Origin of the sequence: Parachlamydia sp. (assembly GCF_050255895.1) — a bacterium.
Taxonomy (GTDB): Bacteria; Chlamydiota; Chlamydiia; order Chlamydiales; family Parachlamydiaceae; genus Parachlamydia; species Parachlamydia acanthamoebae.
Window position 1 is genome coordinate 39953 of sequence record NZ_JBFWIR010000007.1, and the last position, 16524, is coordinate 56476.

The 16524-nt window shown below is 37.5% G+C and carries 10 protein-coding genes; 8 read left to right on the forward strand and 2 right to left on the reverse strand.

Translation table 11 applies throughout. The features are described from left to right. The first annotated feature begins 14 nt into the window (after positions 1-14). Together AB7E63_RS02305 and AB7E63_RS02310 are read left to right on the forward strand one after the other, a co-directional pair. Complete coding sequence (locus AB7E63_RS02305; protein WP_428418589.1) at positions 15-245, forward strand: hypothetical protein; 231 nt, start codon at positions 15-17, stop codon at positions 243-245. A 412-nt stretch (positions 246-657) separates the two neighbouring features. Then, complete coding sequence (locus AB7E63_RS02310) at positions 658-7965, forward strand: hypothetical protein (RefSeq protein ID WP_428418591.1); 7308 nt, start codon at positions 658-660, stop codon at positions 7963-7965. A 48-nt stretch (positions 7966-8013) separates the two neighbouring features. Here AB7E63_RS02310 and tdh read toward each other — a convergent pair whose 3' ends face one another. Next, a complete protein-coding gene (gene tdh, locus AB7E63_RS02315) occupies positions 8014-9039 on the reverse strand; it encodes an L-threonine 3-dehydrogenase (RefSeq protein ID WP_006341785.1) in 1026 nt (341 codons plus the stop codon). A gap of 113 nt (positions 9040-9152) precedes the next feature. Next, on the reverse strand, positions 9153-10340 hold the full coding sequence (locus AB7E63_RS02320; protein WP_428418593.1) for a glycine C-acetyltransferase: 1188 nt from the start codon (positions 10338-10340) through the stop codon (positions 9153-9155). Positions 10341-10490: 150 nt separating this feature from the next. On the opposite strand from AB7E63_RS02320, the gene AB7E63_RS02325 reads away from it, so the two are divergent. The 6 genes from AB7E63_RS02325 to AB7E63_RS02350 form a co-directional block, all read left to right on the forward strand. After that, on the forward strand, positions 10491-12863 hold the full coding sequence (locus tag AB7E63_RS02325) for a glycoside hydrolase family 15 protein (RefSeq protein WP_006341783.1): 2373 nt from the start codon (positions 10491-10493) through the stop codon (positions 12861-12863). 187 nt (positions 12864-13050) lie between these two features. Then, positions 13051-14049, forward strand: coding sequence for a BON domain-containing protein (locus tag AB7E63_RS02330; RefSeq protein ID WP_006341782.1), 999 nt, complete (start codon positions 13051-13053; stop codon positions 14047-14049). A 159-nt stretch (positions 14050-14208) separates the two neighbouring features. Next, complete coding sequence (gene poxB / locus AB7E63_RS02335) at positions 14209-15933, forward strand: ubiquinone-dependent pyruvate dehydrogenase (RefSeq protein WP_006341781.1); 1725 nt, start codon at positions 14209-14211, stop codon at positions 15931-15933. Positions 15934-15945: 12 nt separating this feature from the next. Beyond that, positions 15946-16125, forward strand: a complete 180-nt coding sequence (locus tag AB7E63_RS02340) for a DUF6496 domain-containing protein (protein ID WP_006341780.1) — start codon at positions 15946-15948, stop codon at positions 16123-16125. A 13-nt stretch (positions 16126-16138) separates the two neighbouring features. Beyond that, positions 16139-16294 (forward strand): DUF3309 family protein, encoded by a 156-nt coding sequence (locus AB7E63_RS02345; RefSeq protein WP_013924809.1) that lies wholly within the window; start codon positions 16139-16141, stop codon positions 16292-16294. Between the two features lie 46 nt (positions 16295-16340). Further along, the coding region (locus AB7E63_RS02350) for a DUF72 domain-containing protein (protein WP_428418597.1) at positions 16341-16524 on the forward strand (184 nt) is incomplete at its 3' end.

The window sequence follows — 16524 nt, forward strand, 5'->3', positions numbered from 1 at the left end:
ATCTAGAAGGCTGTTTGGTCCCCATCATTCATTTGACATCTAATCTGACTTTTCCTGTTTGTCCGAATCTCTTACCAGTAGCAATGCAAAAAGTGGTTGAGCCAATAAATTTGCATGATGAAGAGCCTGTTACAAGTGCACATGACTATACTTCTTTTTTTCCGGATGAAGATGCATATAATTTAAGGGGCTCTTTATCTATTGCAGAACGGTTTTATAAGTGCCGATGGAAGGTCTACAGCTAAACTTTTATAAGCCAATCGGAGTGCCTGGATTAACGACAGATCGATTTATTGTGTTTTGAAATTTTTCATTAAAAAAAAATGATCAACTACTAATTTTAATAGCAACCGATTTAAACGGTATTAAAGTTGAAGGGGAAGATAGAAAAGAATTTAGTTATTTTAATTTCTCTAGTCATATTTTTTTGTAATAATTCGATTTAAAAAAAGAAGTAGGTTTTTTCGAAAAAAAAGTTTTCAAATGTTTATTCTAAAATGAAGTCTTTAAATGAGCGTGGAAAGCAATTCTTAACAAGGCAACTGTGATAATTCAAAAGAGTTAATAATTATTTCATGTTGAGATATAACTTGGAAATTTAGAGTTTGTTGTGATTAAATTTTAGATCGCAACAAACTCTAAATCATTGGTTTCAATATGCATTCAAACGCTACTGATCACTATTTTTGTCCGAACTTTATTTTGACTAATCCTTTAATATCTTTTGATGGAAGAGTTCTCAACCATTTTACCTCAATCCCTGTTGTTTTTAATCCATTGCAGGAGACTTTTATACCTAGCGAAGAATCCAGAGACCAAATTGCAGCGAAACTTATGCAAAAAGGTGTCATAGATTGCATGGGTAAATTAACAGAATTCTATGCGAAATATCACCACCCTCAGCAACTGTCTATATATAATGTCTCTCGCCTCTCTGAAGCCATGCAAAAGCCCCTGCATGTGTATGGTTTTTCCGAAACAAAGCTTACGATCTCCACATTTTGTACGGCAATTGTCAATGAAGCCAGCAAGCATTTTGACCGTGTTCAGGCATGCTATACAGGGAGTCGTGTAAAAAAAGGGATCCTAGGAAAATCTTATCTCAACCATTTTTTAAATAGCCTGTTAGAAAGTGATCGGGATGAGATCTGCGATGATTTGAAAAAAGAACTCGACACATCTGTTAGAGATGAAGACATCGTTTTTATTTTATATGGAATTAAACACGGAGGGCAATATGAAAATGTTTTGAAGTTTCTCAATGAGTTTGCAAGAAGCTTTTTGGCTCAATCGTCTTCAACGAATCATATCCACTTAAAAAATAATAAGGTGTGTCCTTTTTTTTCGCTCATTTCTTGGGAAAATGGATCAGAAAAAACCGTTTACGATATCACGTTCATCATCAAAGAAAGTCCCTGTTTTCCTGAATACAATATACGAATACCTTTAGACCTATATCTTCGCGAATTACGGCCTTTAGCCGCAACAGAGGCTATTTTTCCCATGTATGAAAGTTTCGATGAGGGGGGATCTATCTTTTTTACAGATCCTTCCCAAGCTTTTACAGATATGATTACAGGGATCATTCACACATCAGAAGAGATGAATACATTTACTTGGCCTAGAGGAATGGCTCTTCTTGCATCTGGTCGCAAAGATTACGGGCACGAAATGCGTCGCTTAACAGAAAAGATCCTGAGAAAGGTAACAACGCCTTTCCAAATAAAAGATCAAGTCAAATTCTTGCTGATCAATTTTTTAAATAAGCATTATGAAAACGATGAAAAAGCTTGTTTTGCCATTACATGTAATGCGTGTCTTGCTCTTAAAGGGCATGTCTCAGCTAACTTGATCAACCATCTTGCGAGAGAGGTGATTCCCCAGGCATCGCAAAGCCCTGTTTTTTCTTTGATGATAGAAGGTATCTTCAAACGGGGATTGACTTTCACTGAAGTGATGGAAATCCATCAATGCTTTGCATTGCTAGCTTTAAGTGTTAAGGAAGCTCGGTTAAAAGAGGGGATAGAGGTTTTTTTAACGAAGCATGATGGCGGACCCGCGATTAGAATCAAGGATGAAAAATCGATCCTTTTTTCATTTAGTCCTGAAAAAGGGTTTTTGATTTGTCTCGCTAAGTTTCATGATTCTTTAAAAGATTATTATGAGCGACTTTTGAAGATTTATCAGCCAAAAAACCGTTTTTCTCATGAAGGGTCTCAGCTGTCATCCTATCTTTCCCATTTAAAACAATTCATAGAGCCTTTGCGAGCAAAGATTATAGAGGAAGGTTTTGAAAAGCATCCCACAATACGTGTTTTAAGTTTTAATTTATTGCTTACATGTCAGACATGCAGTCCTTCTCAAGCAGATTTCGATATTCTTTTTGAAAATTGTCCAAGTGTTTTAGATGCTGTTCCAAAGGAATCTTCAAGGAGACATTTGTTATTTAATTTACAAACGATTAGCGCGTTTTATGCAATCGAGCCATGGAATGCACTTGCTAAGCCTTTGTTTGAGTTTTTACAAAATCAGGACGGCATGCATGCGCAAGTTAAAAACTGGATCGATGCCTGCATCGAATTGCCTCAAGCGGAACTAAAAAAGTTAGCTGAAAAACTTTGGCATCAATTGGAACAGAATGAGCTGTATTCCAAAGAGCTTATTTGCAAAATGGCATCTTCAGATCTCTCCATTGCATTCAGGATGTTCAAAGAATTTCGCCAATTTGCCTCGATGGAAACAAGTTACTTTGTATTTATTGAGTTATCTAAAATTTTATTTGAAAACTCCGTTTATGCCGAGTTTATTATTCCTTTTTTGGAAGAAGCAAGTCCTCTTTTAGAAGTTTATGAACCGCTATCAAAACCATACCAATATGAAAACGTCTTTAATGATTATTTGCACGCACTTCTCTCTTTACAGCGTCATGACTTGTTACTTAATCTGATGTGTCAGCTTAGCAAAAATCGTATTTTGGATGACTCTACCACAAAAAGTATCTGGGCAACATGTTTAAGAAAAATGTTGTCGAGTGAACAATTAAAAGAGATGGGAATGGCTTTCTTAAAACAAGGAAAAAAATTCCATGTCTGGCAAGCGGATGAGTACAGGTTAAATAAGTTGAAATACTATCTTGTTTTGGCAGAACAAATCCTAGAAGGAGAAATACCTATCCTTCAAAAAGCGATTCACTACGTTTGTTCTTGGGAAGGAGTGGTAGAAGAGGGAATTGAAAATCAGATTCAGGCAGTTGGTCGGAAATACATCAAAATTTGCCAAGATGAGAGCCATATTTCGTTCATCAAAAATCATTTGCAAGCCAGAAAAAAGCACGTTTTAATGCATATATTGGATAATAAAATAGCAGAAAGAAATAGGGAAGGAGCCCTAAATATTCTGCTACAGCTTCTACAAGAAGAGGAGGGGGATCTAAACTTAAAAGACAAAGCGTCATTAGTGTTTCAAATTCTTCTGGAATTACCCATTGAGAGATGTTGGTTGAATGGCTTAATCAAAATTTTTCGAACAACTCATTTTAAAAATTTGTTCCTCACAAATGAGCGAAGCCAAGCGATTTTGATGATTTTTGAAAAAGTTTCCAAGGGCATGGATCCTGAGAAATATCCTTCCGCAGTATTTAATCTTTACAAACTTTTGCTAGAAGCTGCCTGTGAAAATATACACAAGGAAGGTTTAACGACTTGCATAAATGTATTATTGGAATATCAAACATTGCCAAATCACTTAGAAGAAATACTAAATAAGTACCAAATGGTTTTATTGGATGCTTGCTTAGCTATTCATCCGCAGCAATTGGTTGATTTAGCACTAAAATTTATTCAACTAAATCTTTTTTCAGATAAGTCCTGGAAGCTTTTATCAAAGATTTCATTAGAAAATGAAATCTTTGATAAACAAATCATTCCTTTTCACCATATTTGGAAAGCATATTACACAAATAGCAAGAATACGCTTTCTCTCGTTCTTACAGAAAAATTAATTGCGAGCTTACTTAAGGATCCTAAACATATTTCACTCGCTTTTTATTGGATGCATGCCCTTCTTCCCCAGCTGATACATATCTCGTATGGACAAGTGGCTCTCTTTAAGCAAATGGCTCCATTGCCGAAGGAAATGTTTACCATTATTGAAATATTTTATGACCGCAAGTTGCGGATGAAGAATTCTGCACAATTCGCATGGATTGTTTTAATTAAAGAGTTAAAGCAGAACCATTGTTTAAAACAGTTAGTTAAACAAAAAGGAGCAGAAGTTCTCATACATATTGCAGATGAACCAGAGTTACTTTTACACATATCTCCAGTCGCCTTGCTGGAAAAAGAACTAAAGCTAAAAAATTTTAGCGATGCCATCGAAATTGTGAAAAAAGGGCTTTCAAGTAAGATAAGTGATGAAAAATTCAAATCTCTTTTCTATGAACTTTTAACACATGTAGACGATCTCCATTTGGAAAAGTTACAAAGTGTCCTTTTTCATGAAAAGATCTCAACGATTTTCAACAAAGAGGAAAAACTGAAATGGATGTTACATCTTGTTAAAAGAACGGCTAATCTTGAGATGAGTGAAGAAACTTTAAAAAGTTTTCAAATGTGCCTCAAAGAAGCCTTTAAAAAAGACACTCCATCTCCATACGAAGCGGATTGCCTAGCTGTTCTATTAAAATTTCAAAAGATCCCCTCTCCTTTGGTACCAAACCTTCAAGTTCATTTAGGTGGGTTTCTTACAGAAAGTCTGATTGGGAATGAATCTTCTTTTTTTGCTTTTGTTCAACTGATTGCCCATTCAAATGTTTTACAGGGCTTGCCTGAAAGTACTAGGAGGGATATTGAAAAACTCTCAGAAAAGCATTTGAATGACTTCTGGATTACTCATGAAAAAATTTTAGGCTTTAATCTTTTGTGGAATAAATTGATTGAAGTGAAAAAGAGAAAAGGTCCCGCTCTCTCATCATCTGCAATTCCGACCTTGGAACGACTCATTTCGCAATTATTAAACGTTTCAGAAAATGATGCCGCTCTTGCTTGGGGAAGATATCTAAGCATTCATGTGAACCAGATACCTCAATCTTTATTGAATGTATTAATGCGGATGGACATGTTAGACACGTTTTATCCAATTTTAGAAAATTTATATGTAAAAAGAACGAAAATTGAAACTTCTGAAAAACTGGCCTGGAAAGTCTTTATCGAGGAGTCTATTAAGAAAAATAATTATCAGAATTGCTATCAATTACTGGATCAAAAAGGTGTTAAAGTGATGATCCAGCTGAAAGAATTTGCTGTGCACTTACTAGTCCCATTTTTGCATATGCGTGGAGGCTTAGAAAAATACGTTAAAATCATCAAACAAGCTTTGAATTTTGAGCACCTAAGGGATTTAAAATATGTTAAGGAAACATTATTTACTGAGTTAGAAAAGAATCCGACACATCCTATTTTGCAAAAAGGAATCTCTCAGGTTGAACGCTTGATCAAGGAAATAGATCGTGAAGCGAAAAGAGAAAAAGAAAAGTTAATTGAGCACTGTACAAAAATGTGCAGCAAGTTCGCTGATCCAGATTCTATCAGCATTGAGGATGAAAAAAATCTGATTACAGCGTTGCAGATATCCAATCAATTGCAAAAAATCGATGGTTTTTCTTTATGCGATGATTTTTTTGAAAATCTCCACCATTTGCTAGTGCAATACACTATCTTTTCTTCTCCTAAAATGCTTGAGATCATAATTGAGGAATGCCTTGCTCATCCACATCTGCGCATACAGGAAAAAGCTTTACATCTCATGAGAAAGTTTTTAGAGAATGAGAAACTATTCAATGAAAAGACAGTCCTAAAATGGATGGAAGCCTCAAATGAAAAAGAAGCTCGCTGTTTTTTCGAATGTTTACATGATATATTTTTAACATACGAACAGCAAGGGGTTATCTATCTCACATATTTTAAATCAAAATTCAAAAATCTGAAATCTGAAAAACCTTTGGATATGTTGCATTTATTTTTTAAATCCTTTGATCGCTATTCAGAGAAGCATTTATTGGAATTGTGTCATTGTATAACTGAAGTGAGTCGGATGATGCTTGAGAATAGCTTTTCTAATGAAAAAGCCATACCTCTATATCATCCCTACATGGATAAGCTTTTCATTTTATTCATGCAAAGACTTCAGATTAAAAGCGATGATTTACCTTTTACAAAACTTATTGGGGAAAAAAGATCTGAAATTCCTGCATGTTTTAAAACCTCAAAAGGAATTAAATATGTTTTCCAATTTGTTGAGGCGTTGGGGCAATCTTATTTTATGGAAAATATTTTTCCTCTCCATATGACGACTCTTTCAAGCCATTTGAGAGATTATCTCATTCTTTTGCTGACCTTAGAGAAGCATTGTCCAGCCCACGAGAAGTCATTTTGCCATGACATCATCTTAAATCTCATAAAAAAATACATTCACTGGGATTTAAATGATTTTACGAAGATTCAAGATCTTTATTTTCAATCCATTGCTGCGGTTCGAGGGACAAATGGGGAACACGGTTTATGTTTAGATCATGGAAAAATTTTAGAAAAAATCGTCTACACAAAAATTTCCACAAATCTAGAGAGGACAGAAGAGGCATTAAACTATCTAAAAGATGTTGAAATGGTGCTTGAGACCGCTTTTCGACAGGGGATTTTTATGAATCAACCCAAGATGTTTCTCGATATGTATTTTTACATTTTGCGTCGATTTCCATTTTCTGGATCGGTGGATACAGAACAACACACGCAAATAGTCCTCAAAACCATTGAGCGTTTAGTCACTTGTCCTTGCAAAAGATTAATTAAGGAAGGCTTGATTCTTTTTAGACGCTATCAGAAAGTTTTTTTTCATCAAAACCCTGTTATCTTTGTGAATCAATTCGAATCCATTTTGTGTTTTCTGAAAATAGAAAAATTTGTGATAAATCCCCTTCTGATTTCAGATATTAAAACAGATAAACAAGAGCATATTTTCCAATTATTGCTAAATGATACTCGTAAAATTACGATACAGAAAAATTTAGCTTTAAAGGTGTTTACATTAACTTTTGATTATTTAGATTTAAAAATAGATGGCCATTTCATGTACTATTTAATTTTGCTAAATCTTTTTAGAGGATTTTTTAGTAAGAAAATATGTGAAGAACAACTAAAAAAATATTTCGAACCTGTATTGCATTTTGAAAAAAGCGAAGACATGTTTATACGCGTTGAATTTCTCGTAAAATTACTTTTTAATGACATCGGAGGGGAGTTTTCCAGAGAAGATCAAAGATTAAAAACTGTTGAATTAGACTTTTGGCTAAAGAAGGTAGCCTTGACTTATCTTATAAATGAGGAATTGCGAGAATATTTTTTGACAAATTCTTGCCAAGAAGAGATTAAAAAAGAGGAGTCATCATTTATCCCTTTGCAGATGCAGCTTTTGAAAAACTGGATTCTTCTGACTGCAAATATCGTTTTTTTTAGTCCTAAAATTCAAGTACACCTAGTGAAAAAGATGATCGGACTGCTTGCCATTGAAGGTGAAGATGCTTGGAGTCAATATGGGGGATATGAATGTGTGGTAGCCTACAGCAAAACTTTCAAGAATGCTTATCAGAATGGTCTAGAAAAAGACGCTTTTGGGGCGTATTTTGACTTATTTAATGTTTTTCTCAATAAAGGTATTCCTTGGTCTAAAAGTGCGGAAGGAAGGCAAGCTTACGAAATTTTGTTCATGAATTTTTTTGATTTGATTTTACACATTCGTAAATCACAAATGATGACTAAAAAAATTGTGGAGTTTTATGATTTTTTTAAGAACTTCATCACGGATATTGATACCTCTTTAATTGAAAACAAAGAGGTTTATTCTAAAAAAGTGAGTATATTTAGAAATATGTGGGAAGAAGATTTGAAATCAATAAATGGGAAAAAAGAATAGTCAGAAAAGTAAAATGAGATCCCAATTTGGGATCTCATGATCTAGAACTTAGTCCCAATTTAAAATGACTTTCCCTGAATGGGTGGAAATCATAGCGTCAAAGCCTGCTTGGTAGTCTTCATAAGAGAATTGGTGTGTGATGATCGGGTTTAGATCAAGTCCACTTTCAATTAACGCAGTCATTTTGAACCACGTAGAAAAAATCTCTCTTCCATAAATGCCCTTGAGAGTCAACATTTTGAAGATCACATTGTTCCAATTAATATGCGTTTCCGGGGGTAGAATACCCAACAATGCAATTTTTCCGCCATGCTGCATAGAATCCACTAGCGAATTAAAAGCTGCGGTGTTTCCAGACATTTCCATTCCTACGGTAAATCCATCGATGATGCCTTCACGTTTCATGACGTCAGTTAACGATTCCTTCCCGATATTGACGGCGACTGTCGCCCCCATTTTCTGAGCGAGCTCAAGGCGAAAAGGATTGATATCTGTTACAACAACTTGTCTAGCTCCAGCTTTTCGCGCAATAGCTGCACCCATAATTCCAATCGGACCGGCACCTGTGATGAGTACATCCTCTCCGACTAAGTCAAAAGATAAGGCCGTGTGAACCGCATTTCCATAGGGATCAAAAATGGCTGCAATATCATCAGAAACACTCGCAGGGACAACAAAAACGTTTTCTTCAGGAATTTTAACAAATTCAGCAAAGCATCCTTGGCAATCATATCCAAGGCCAACGGTGTGAAAGCATAGGTGTTTTTGCCCTTTTTTGCATGCTCTGCAATGCCCACAAGTTAAATGCCCTTCGGCACTGACGCGTTGACCTACTTTAAAATCTTTTACTCGACTGCCAACTTCGACAATGTCTCCAACAAATTCATGTCCAATCACTAAGGGAACTGGTACGCGATTCTGAGACCATGTGTCCCATTTATAAATATGAACGTCTGTTCCGCAAATGGCTGTTTTGCGAACTTTAATTAAGACTTCATTGGGTTCTATTTTTGGAATAGGAACCTTTTCTAGCCAAATGCCTTCTTTTGGCTCTTTTTTAACTAAGGCTTTCATCATAAGTAGATTGTCCTTGTTTAGTCATAACACATTTAGTTTTAACAAGAAGTATAGAATGATTATTTTTAAAAAACAAGAAATAACGCAAGTAACGAATTGAAAATAATCAATCAAATAACTTTTAAATGCCTTCCTACTTGCGCAAAAGCTTCAATAGCGCGATCTAAGTCCTCCAGGCTATGTGCTGCGGACATTTGTGTTCGGATGCGCGCTTTTCCTTCCGGAACCACAGGATAACAAAATCCAATCACATAAATTCCATGTTGAAGCATTTGACTTGCAAATTCTTGCGCCAGCTTGGCGTCCCCAAGCATAACTGGAATAATCGGGTGATGACCAGGCACAAGATTAAAACCTAGCTGAGTCATTTTTTCTCTAAAGTAGCGGCTATTTTTATTCTCTTTATCAATTAAGAGAGAAGCGGATTGTAGGAGCTCCAAAACTTTTAAAGAGGCGCTTGTAATGGTTGGAGAAAGTGTGTTGGAAAATAAGTAAGGGCGCGATCTTTGTCGGAGCCAATCAATAATGGGTTTTTTGCCGGAAGTATAACCCCCTGAAGCTCCACCCAGTGCTTTGCCTAAAGTACCTGTGATAATATCCACTCGTCCCATCACATCGCAGTGCTCATGTGATCCACGACCATTTTTACCCACAAATCCCACGGCGTGTGAATCATCCACCATCACGAGAGCTTGGTATTCATCAGCGAGATCACAAATGGCCTTAAGGTTTGCAATAATTCCATCCATGGAAAAAACACCATCGGTGGCTATTAAGCGAAAGCGTGCTCCCTGTGCTTCTTTCAATTTATTTTCAAGGTCTTGCATATCATTATTTTGATAACGATAACGTTGTGCTTTACAAAGACGGATTCCATCAATAATGCTCGCATGATTTAAAGCATCGCTAATCACAGCATCTTCCGGGCCTAGAAGCGTTTCAAAAAGCCCTCCATTGGCATCGAAGCAAGAGGAATACAAAATCGTATCTTCCATTCCCAAAAAGTGAGAAATTTGCTTTTCAAGCTCTTTGTGAATGGTTTGTGTTCCGCAAATAAATCGGACAGAGGAGAGGCCAAAGCCATAATGTTCAAAGCTTTGTCGAGCTGCTTGAATGACATCGGGATGATTAGCAAGCCCTAAATAGTTATTTGAGCAGAAATTAAGGACTTCGCCTCCATTCTTAATTGTAATATGGGCTTGCTGAGGAGATGTGATTTCTCTTTCTTCTTTATAAAGTCCGTTAGTTTTTAAATGAGAAAGTTGAGCATCTAAATGATCGAGATAGTTTTTTTGCATTTACATACCTAATGTGGATTTAAAAGCTCTTATTAAAAACCTTTGAATATTATAAGCGCAACTCAAAATTTATTTTTAAGTTTTAACCACCTAGATTAATTTCGTCCAAAGTGATAGATATAAAATAAATTCTATTCATGGAGAGCGAAGATGATGGATGCAATTGCCCCGGGAGAACCAGGAATTTTACCTCGTTGGACTTCAAGTGCCAAGATAGGAGTAGGAACAGCAGCCTCGGGGGATAGTAATGTTTGGTTTACAATTTCGCATGGAATTTTAAATGAAGTCTATTTTCCGCGAATCGATGTCGCAAACATCCGAGATTTTGGATTTATCGTCACAGATGGTGCCACTTTTTTCTCTGAAGAAAAAAGACATGCCGTGCATGAATATCAACTGTTGGAAGATGGCATTCCTGCTTATCTATTGACCAATACATGCTATGAAGGGCGTTATCGAATCGAAAAAAAAATCATCGCAGATCCACATCGCAATGTCTTGTTGCAAGAAGTCACGTTTTATCCTTTAATAGGGACATTTGCCGATTACCATCTTTATGCCTTAATCGCACCTCATATTCGTAATGCAGGAATGGGAAACTACGCACGGACTGGTCACTACAAATGCACACCCTCTTTATTTGCAGAAAGAGCGGGGACTGTCCTTGCATGTGCTAGCTCTTCTCCTTTTATTCAAATGTCATGCGGTTTTGTAGGAATTAGCGATGCTTGGCAAGATCTCTCTGAAAATAAAAGGCTGACACAGTGCTACACCACGGCTCAAAATGGCAATATTAGTTTAGTTGGCGAAATCGATTTACAAGCCTGCCAAGGAAAATTTGTGATTGCCTTGGGTTTTGCGAATCAAATTGAAGAAGCGGGATTGCAAATCAGAGCTTCTCTATTTCAAGATTTTAATTTTCCTTTAAAAGAGTACATGAATGGATGGAGGCAGGTACAAAAATGCTTTATAGATTTAAGCACTGTTGATACAGAAGGTGGAAGCCTATACAGAATCAGTACAGCTGTTTTGAAGATTCATGCTGGTAAGCATTTTTCAGGAAGTGTCATTGCAAGTTTGTCTATTCCGTGGGGTGTTTATCGAGGAGATAACGACATTGGGGGCTACCATCTCATTTGGCCGCGCGATCAAGTCCAAACAGCTTTAGCTTTTCTATCGGCAGGTGATTTAGAAAGTGCAAAGCAAGCCTTGCTTTTTCTGATGTGCACACAAGAAAGGGACGGGCATTGGCTACAATGTATGTGGGAAGATGGTACACCTTATTGGAAAGGATTCCAGCTGGATGAAACAGCTTTACCTATTTTATTGGCAGACCAATTAAAACGAGCCGACGCTCTTATTGGGATAGATCCATTTGAAATGGTGGAAGTTGCAGCTAAATTTATTGTGAAGAATGGCCCTGGAACGGAGCAAGGGAGGTGGGAGGAGGATGGGGGATTTTCACCGTATAGCATCGCCACAGCAATTGCAGCTCTTTTGGCTGCAGCCGATTTTTTTGAGCAAAAAGGAAGGAGCGAAGAAGCCGACTATTTGCGAAAAACAGCCGATGATTGGAATGATAAAATTGAGGATTGGCTCTATGCCAAAAATACGTCATTGGCAGAAGCACTTGGGATAGAAGGCTATTACGTCCACTTGGCTCCCATAAGCTATTATTTACAATCTCTTCCAGAAAATAAACAAGTGGTGATTCGCAATCGTCCCGTTGAGGAAAGTCTTGCAAATTACGATGACATTGTAGGCGTCGATGCGTTGGCTTTGGTTAGATTTGGGCTAAGATCTGCCAATGATCCACGGATTTTAAATACAGTAAAGGCGATTGATGCCCTGCTGAGGACAGAAACATCTAAAGGTCCCGTTTGGCATCGGTATAACGAAGATGGCTATGGAGAAAAAGAAGATGGCACTCCCTATGATGGGACAGGAATTGGAAGAGGATGGCCCTTATTAGTAGGTGAGCGTGCGCATTATGAACTGGCCAAAGGGGATCGAGACGAAGCAATACGTTTATTGCGTGTGATGCGTGCATTTGCAGGTGAAGGGGGGATGCTTCCTGAGCAAGTCTGGGATGTTGAAACCATTCCGGAAAAATTTTTATTCAATGGTCACTCAACTGGTGCCGCAAAACCGCTTGTTTGGGCACATGGAGAATATATTTCTCTCTTGCGATCCATTAAGGAGAATCGAATTTTCACAATGCCCCCACAAACATTTCATCGATATATTGAGCAAAAGCAGGCATCTACCCATACCATTTGGCGTTTTGACTTTCCTGTCACAGCTATGCAACAAGAAAAGACATTAAGAATCCAGACGGATGCTCCAATGATTGTGCGTTGGACAGAGGATGAATGGGTAAGCTATCAAGAGCAGAGTTCACAAATGAGTAACCTAGGGGTGTCCTATGTGGATATCGATTTTAAAAATAACATTGTTTTTACGTTCTTTTGGAAAGATAGTAATCGTTGGGAAGGAAAGAATTATGAGATAGTAAGGATTTAGTTGTTTTTATAATTCGTTAATTCTGAGTATTATGCATTTATCATTAAATTAATTATTTGAATATTATATTAGATTTATAATATAAAAGATATTAAGCCTTTCAATAATTATATCTCATCATTTTTTCATTTCATTTCCATTACAAATTGCTAGAATTTTCTAGCTCAAGTATCCAAAAGGAGGAAATATGTTTAAACGAACATTTTTAAACAAAAAAAAATATGTGAGTTATCTAACAATTGCACTTGGCTTAAGTGTTGCCCCTTCTCTGAGTGCCTTTTCTTATGATAACAGTTCCTCTTCAAATCCAAGCTCTAACTATTCAAATCCAAGCTCAAATCCAGGCTCTGCACGCGATTCTTACTCAGGGTCTTCATCTAAGGATTCATACTCGAATCCTGGGTCTTCGGGTTCGAGAGATTCGAATTCTGGATCGTCTGGCTCACGTGATTCGTCTTCCAATCCAGGATCGTCGAGCTCACGTGATTCGGATTCTAGTCCAGGGTCATCATCGTCAGGAGGATCTTCCTCAAATCCGGGATCATCATCTTCGGGTTCCAATGACTCATTCTCAAATTATTCAAGCCAAAGGGATGTAAATCCAAATAGTTCTTCTTACTATAATCCAAGCGGTTCTTCTTATTCCAATGCAAAAGATCCTTATTCAGGTTCTTCTAGTGCAACTTATTCAGAAACAAGCGGGGATCAGGAGTTAGCTAGAAGAATTAGAGAAAAAATTAGCTCAGGTTGGTTTTCAAGAGGTTATGATCGAGTAAGTGTACAAGTCAATAATGGTGCTGTGATTATACAGGGTGTCGTAAAATCACAAGCTGATAAAGATAAAGTGGAAAAAGAAATCCGTGATATCGACGGCGTGAAAAGTTTAACAAGCCATGTCAATGTTGAAGAATCTCATGCAAGAGGACATGAAGAAAGACAATTTCTTCAAGATAGAGCCGCTACATCAGAAGATCAGCAGCTCAACAAAAAAATTCGTGACAATGTGAGTAAAGGATGGCTCTGGGATAGTTATAAAGATGTCTCCTTAAACACATCAAATGGTGTTGTGACATTGGATGGAACAGTCGGAAGTGAAAGCGACAAGCAAGATTTGATTAATGAAGTTCAAAAAGTGGAAGGAGTCAAATCTGTAAAGAGCAATTTAAGAATTGAAAGCAGATATTAATCCTCAGAATTCGATCATAGGGAAGGCCTTGCGAGGCTTTCCCGTCAGGGAAATATGAATTTCTCCTTGTGTTTTTTTGGTATGGTTCACACAGAATTGGACAATTTTTATATCCCCAATGGAGGCGAAATCGTCAATACTTAATTTAGGAGATAAGCTATGCCCACAGTTGCCGAATGCATCCTTGATATTCTAGTTGCCACTGGAGTTAAAAGAATCTACGGAATAACTGGAGATTCTTTAAACGCTTTTACCGATACCATCAGAAAAAAAGGTCACATTGAATGGATTTCCACCCGTCACGAAGAGGTCGCAGCGTTTGCTGCTGGTGCAGAAGCTCAGCTTAGTGGGGCATTGACTGTTTGTGCGGGAAGTTGTGGGCCAGGAAATATGCATTTAATTAATGGGTTATACGATTGCCATCGCAATAATGTCCCTGTACTCGCGATTGCCGCACAGATTCCCACGTCAGAAATGGGGGGCGATTACTTCCAAGAGACACATCCGGAAAGGTTGTTTCTCGAATGTAGTCGATATTGTGAAGTCGTCACACAACCTGAGCAAATTCCTCGGTTGTTAGAAATTGCTATCCAAACTGCCATTGCAACAAATGACGTGGCCGTTTTAATTATCCCAGGAGATATTTCTTGGAAAAAAGTTCAAACGCCAAAACTGCGCAAATTTTTTCCTTCTGATCTTGTAGAAGCGAAACATTTAGATAGAAATTTGGATGAAATTGCAAAAGTTTTAAATAAATCCCAAAAAGTCACAATTTTTGGAGGCATTGGTTGTGCCGGAGCCCATGCGGAGCTCTTACATCTGGCAGAGCGTCTAAAGGCTCCCATAGCCTTTACTTTAAGGGGAAAAGATCACATCGAATATGATAATCCGTTTGATGTGGGTCTCACGGGTCTCCTGGGATTTTCTTCAGGCTATCATGCGCTTATGGATTGCGATACCTTGATTTTGCTGGGAACAGACTTTCCCTACAGGCAGTTTTATCCGATCCATGCCACCGTGATTCAAGTCGATATTCGTGCGGAAAATATTGGACGTCGCACACATGTTGATTATGCGATTATCGGAGATGTTAAAACGACGCTATCTCATTTAATCGATAAAATAGACCATAAACACGACCAAACATTTCTTAATACATCTCTAGAAAACTATAAAAAGGCGCGCCTAGACTTAGATGAATTAGCTAAGCCCTCTCTAGCGGGCAGCCCGATCCATCCACAGTACGTAGCAAAATTAATTAGCGATTTTGCGTCGGAGGATGCAATTTTTACTTGTGATGTAGGAACCCCTACAATTTGGGCTGCACGCTATTTAAAAATGAATGGTAAAAGAAGACTTTTAGGATCTTTTAAGCATGGTTCCATGGCAAATGCTCTGCCACAAGCCATTGGAGCTCAATTGCTTTATCCCGACAGGCAAGTCGTCACACTGTCAGGTGATGGAGGTATTTCCATGTTGATGGGGGACCTTCTCACGCTTAAACAACATTCTATTCCCGTCAAAGTGGTCGTTTTTAATAATTCGGCATATGGCTTTGTTGAATTAGAGATGAAGGCATCTGGCATTTTGGAATATGGGACAGAGCTTGAGAATCCTAATTTTGCAAAAATGGCTGATGCGATGGGCATATTGGGACGAAGAGTTGAAAATGGGGAAAAACTATCCGAAACACTTCAAGAGGTATTGAATCATCAAGGTCCAGCCTTAATTGAAGTCATGGTGAATCGATACGAACTTGCCATGCCACCACATATTTCCATAGATGAAGTAACGGGCTTTGGTCTTTATCTTTTAACAGCCGTCATTAATGGAAAAGGAAATGAGCTTATAGAACTTGCTAGAAGTAATTTAAGCAAAAAATAAGGGGAGGCTATTATGACTAAATATGGTCCAAAAGCACAAAAGTCTGTCGAAGATGCATTGCATAAAATGAAAGAAGGAGAGCTTGAATCTGGAAAAAGCCATAAAAAAGTGACAAATCGAAAGCAAGCCATTGCGATTGGTCTTTCTGAAGCAAGAAAAAAAGGGGCGAAAGTGCCTGAAAAATCATCTTGAAAGGAGGGGTAAAATGTTAAGTACCATACTAATTATTCTTTTGATACTACTACTCATTGGAGCTATTCCAGCATGGCCCTACAGTACAGGATGGGGATATGGACCCAGCGGAATATTGGGGACCGTATTGATTGTCCTTCTCATTCTCATGTTATTGGGAAGAATTTAATTTAAAGGATTTCACCAGATCTTAAGATCTGGTGAATCGTGATTTTATGAAAAAGCAATCTATTCACATTGGCACATCGGGCTGGTCCTACCCCCATTGGAAGGAGAACTTTTATCCTGAAGAGATAAAAATGAAGGGTTGGCTCAACAATTATTCCTCGAATTTATCGACAGTCGAAATCAAATCCACTATCTATCGCATACCTTCAATATCGACAGTGGAAAAGTGGC

Coding starts and splice junctions, on each gene's coding strand:
- AB7E63_RS02310 (WP_428418591.1), top strand. CDS start 658: ATGCATTCAAACGCTACTGATCACTATTTTTGTCCGAACTTTATTTTG.
- tdh (WP_006341785.1), bottom strand. CDS start 9,039: ATGAAAGCCTTAGTTAAAAAAGAGCCAAAAGAAGGCATTTGGCTAGAA.
- AB7E63_RS02320 (WP_428418593.1), bottom strand. CDS start 10,340: ATGCAAAAAAACTATCTCGATCATTTAGATGCTCAACTTTCTCATTTA.
- AB7E63_RS02325 (WP_006341783.1), top strand. CDS start 10,491: ATGATGGATGCAATTGCCCCGGGAGAACCAGGAATTTTACCTCGTTGG.
- AB7E63_RS02330 (WP_006341782.1), top strand. CDS start 13,051: ATGTTTAAACGAACATTTTTAAACAAAAAAAAATATGTGAGTTATCTA.
- poxB (WP_006341781.1), top strand. CDS start 14,209: ATGCCCACAGTTGCCGAATGCATCCTTGATATTCTAGTTGCCACTGGA.
- AB7E63_RS02340 (WP_006341780.1), top strand. CDS start 15,946: ATGACTAAATATGGTCCAAAAGCACAAAAGTCTGTCGAAGATGCATTG.
- AB7E63_RS02345 (WP_013924809.1), top strand. CDS start 16,139: ATGTTAAGTACCATACTAATTATTCTTTTGATACTACTACTCATTGGA.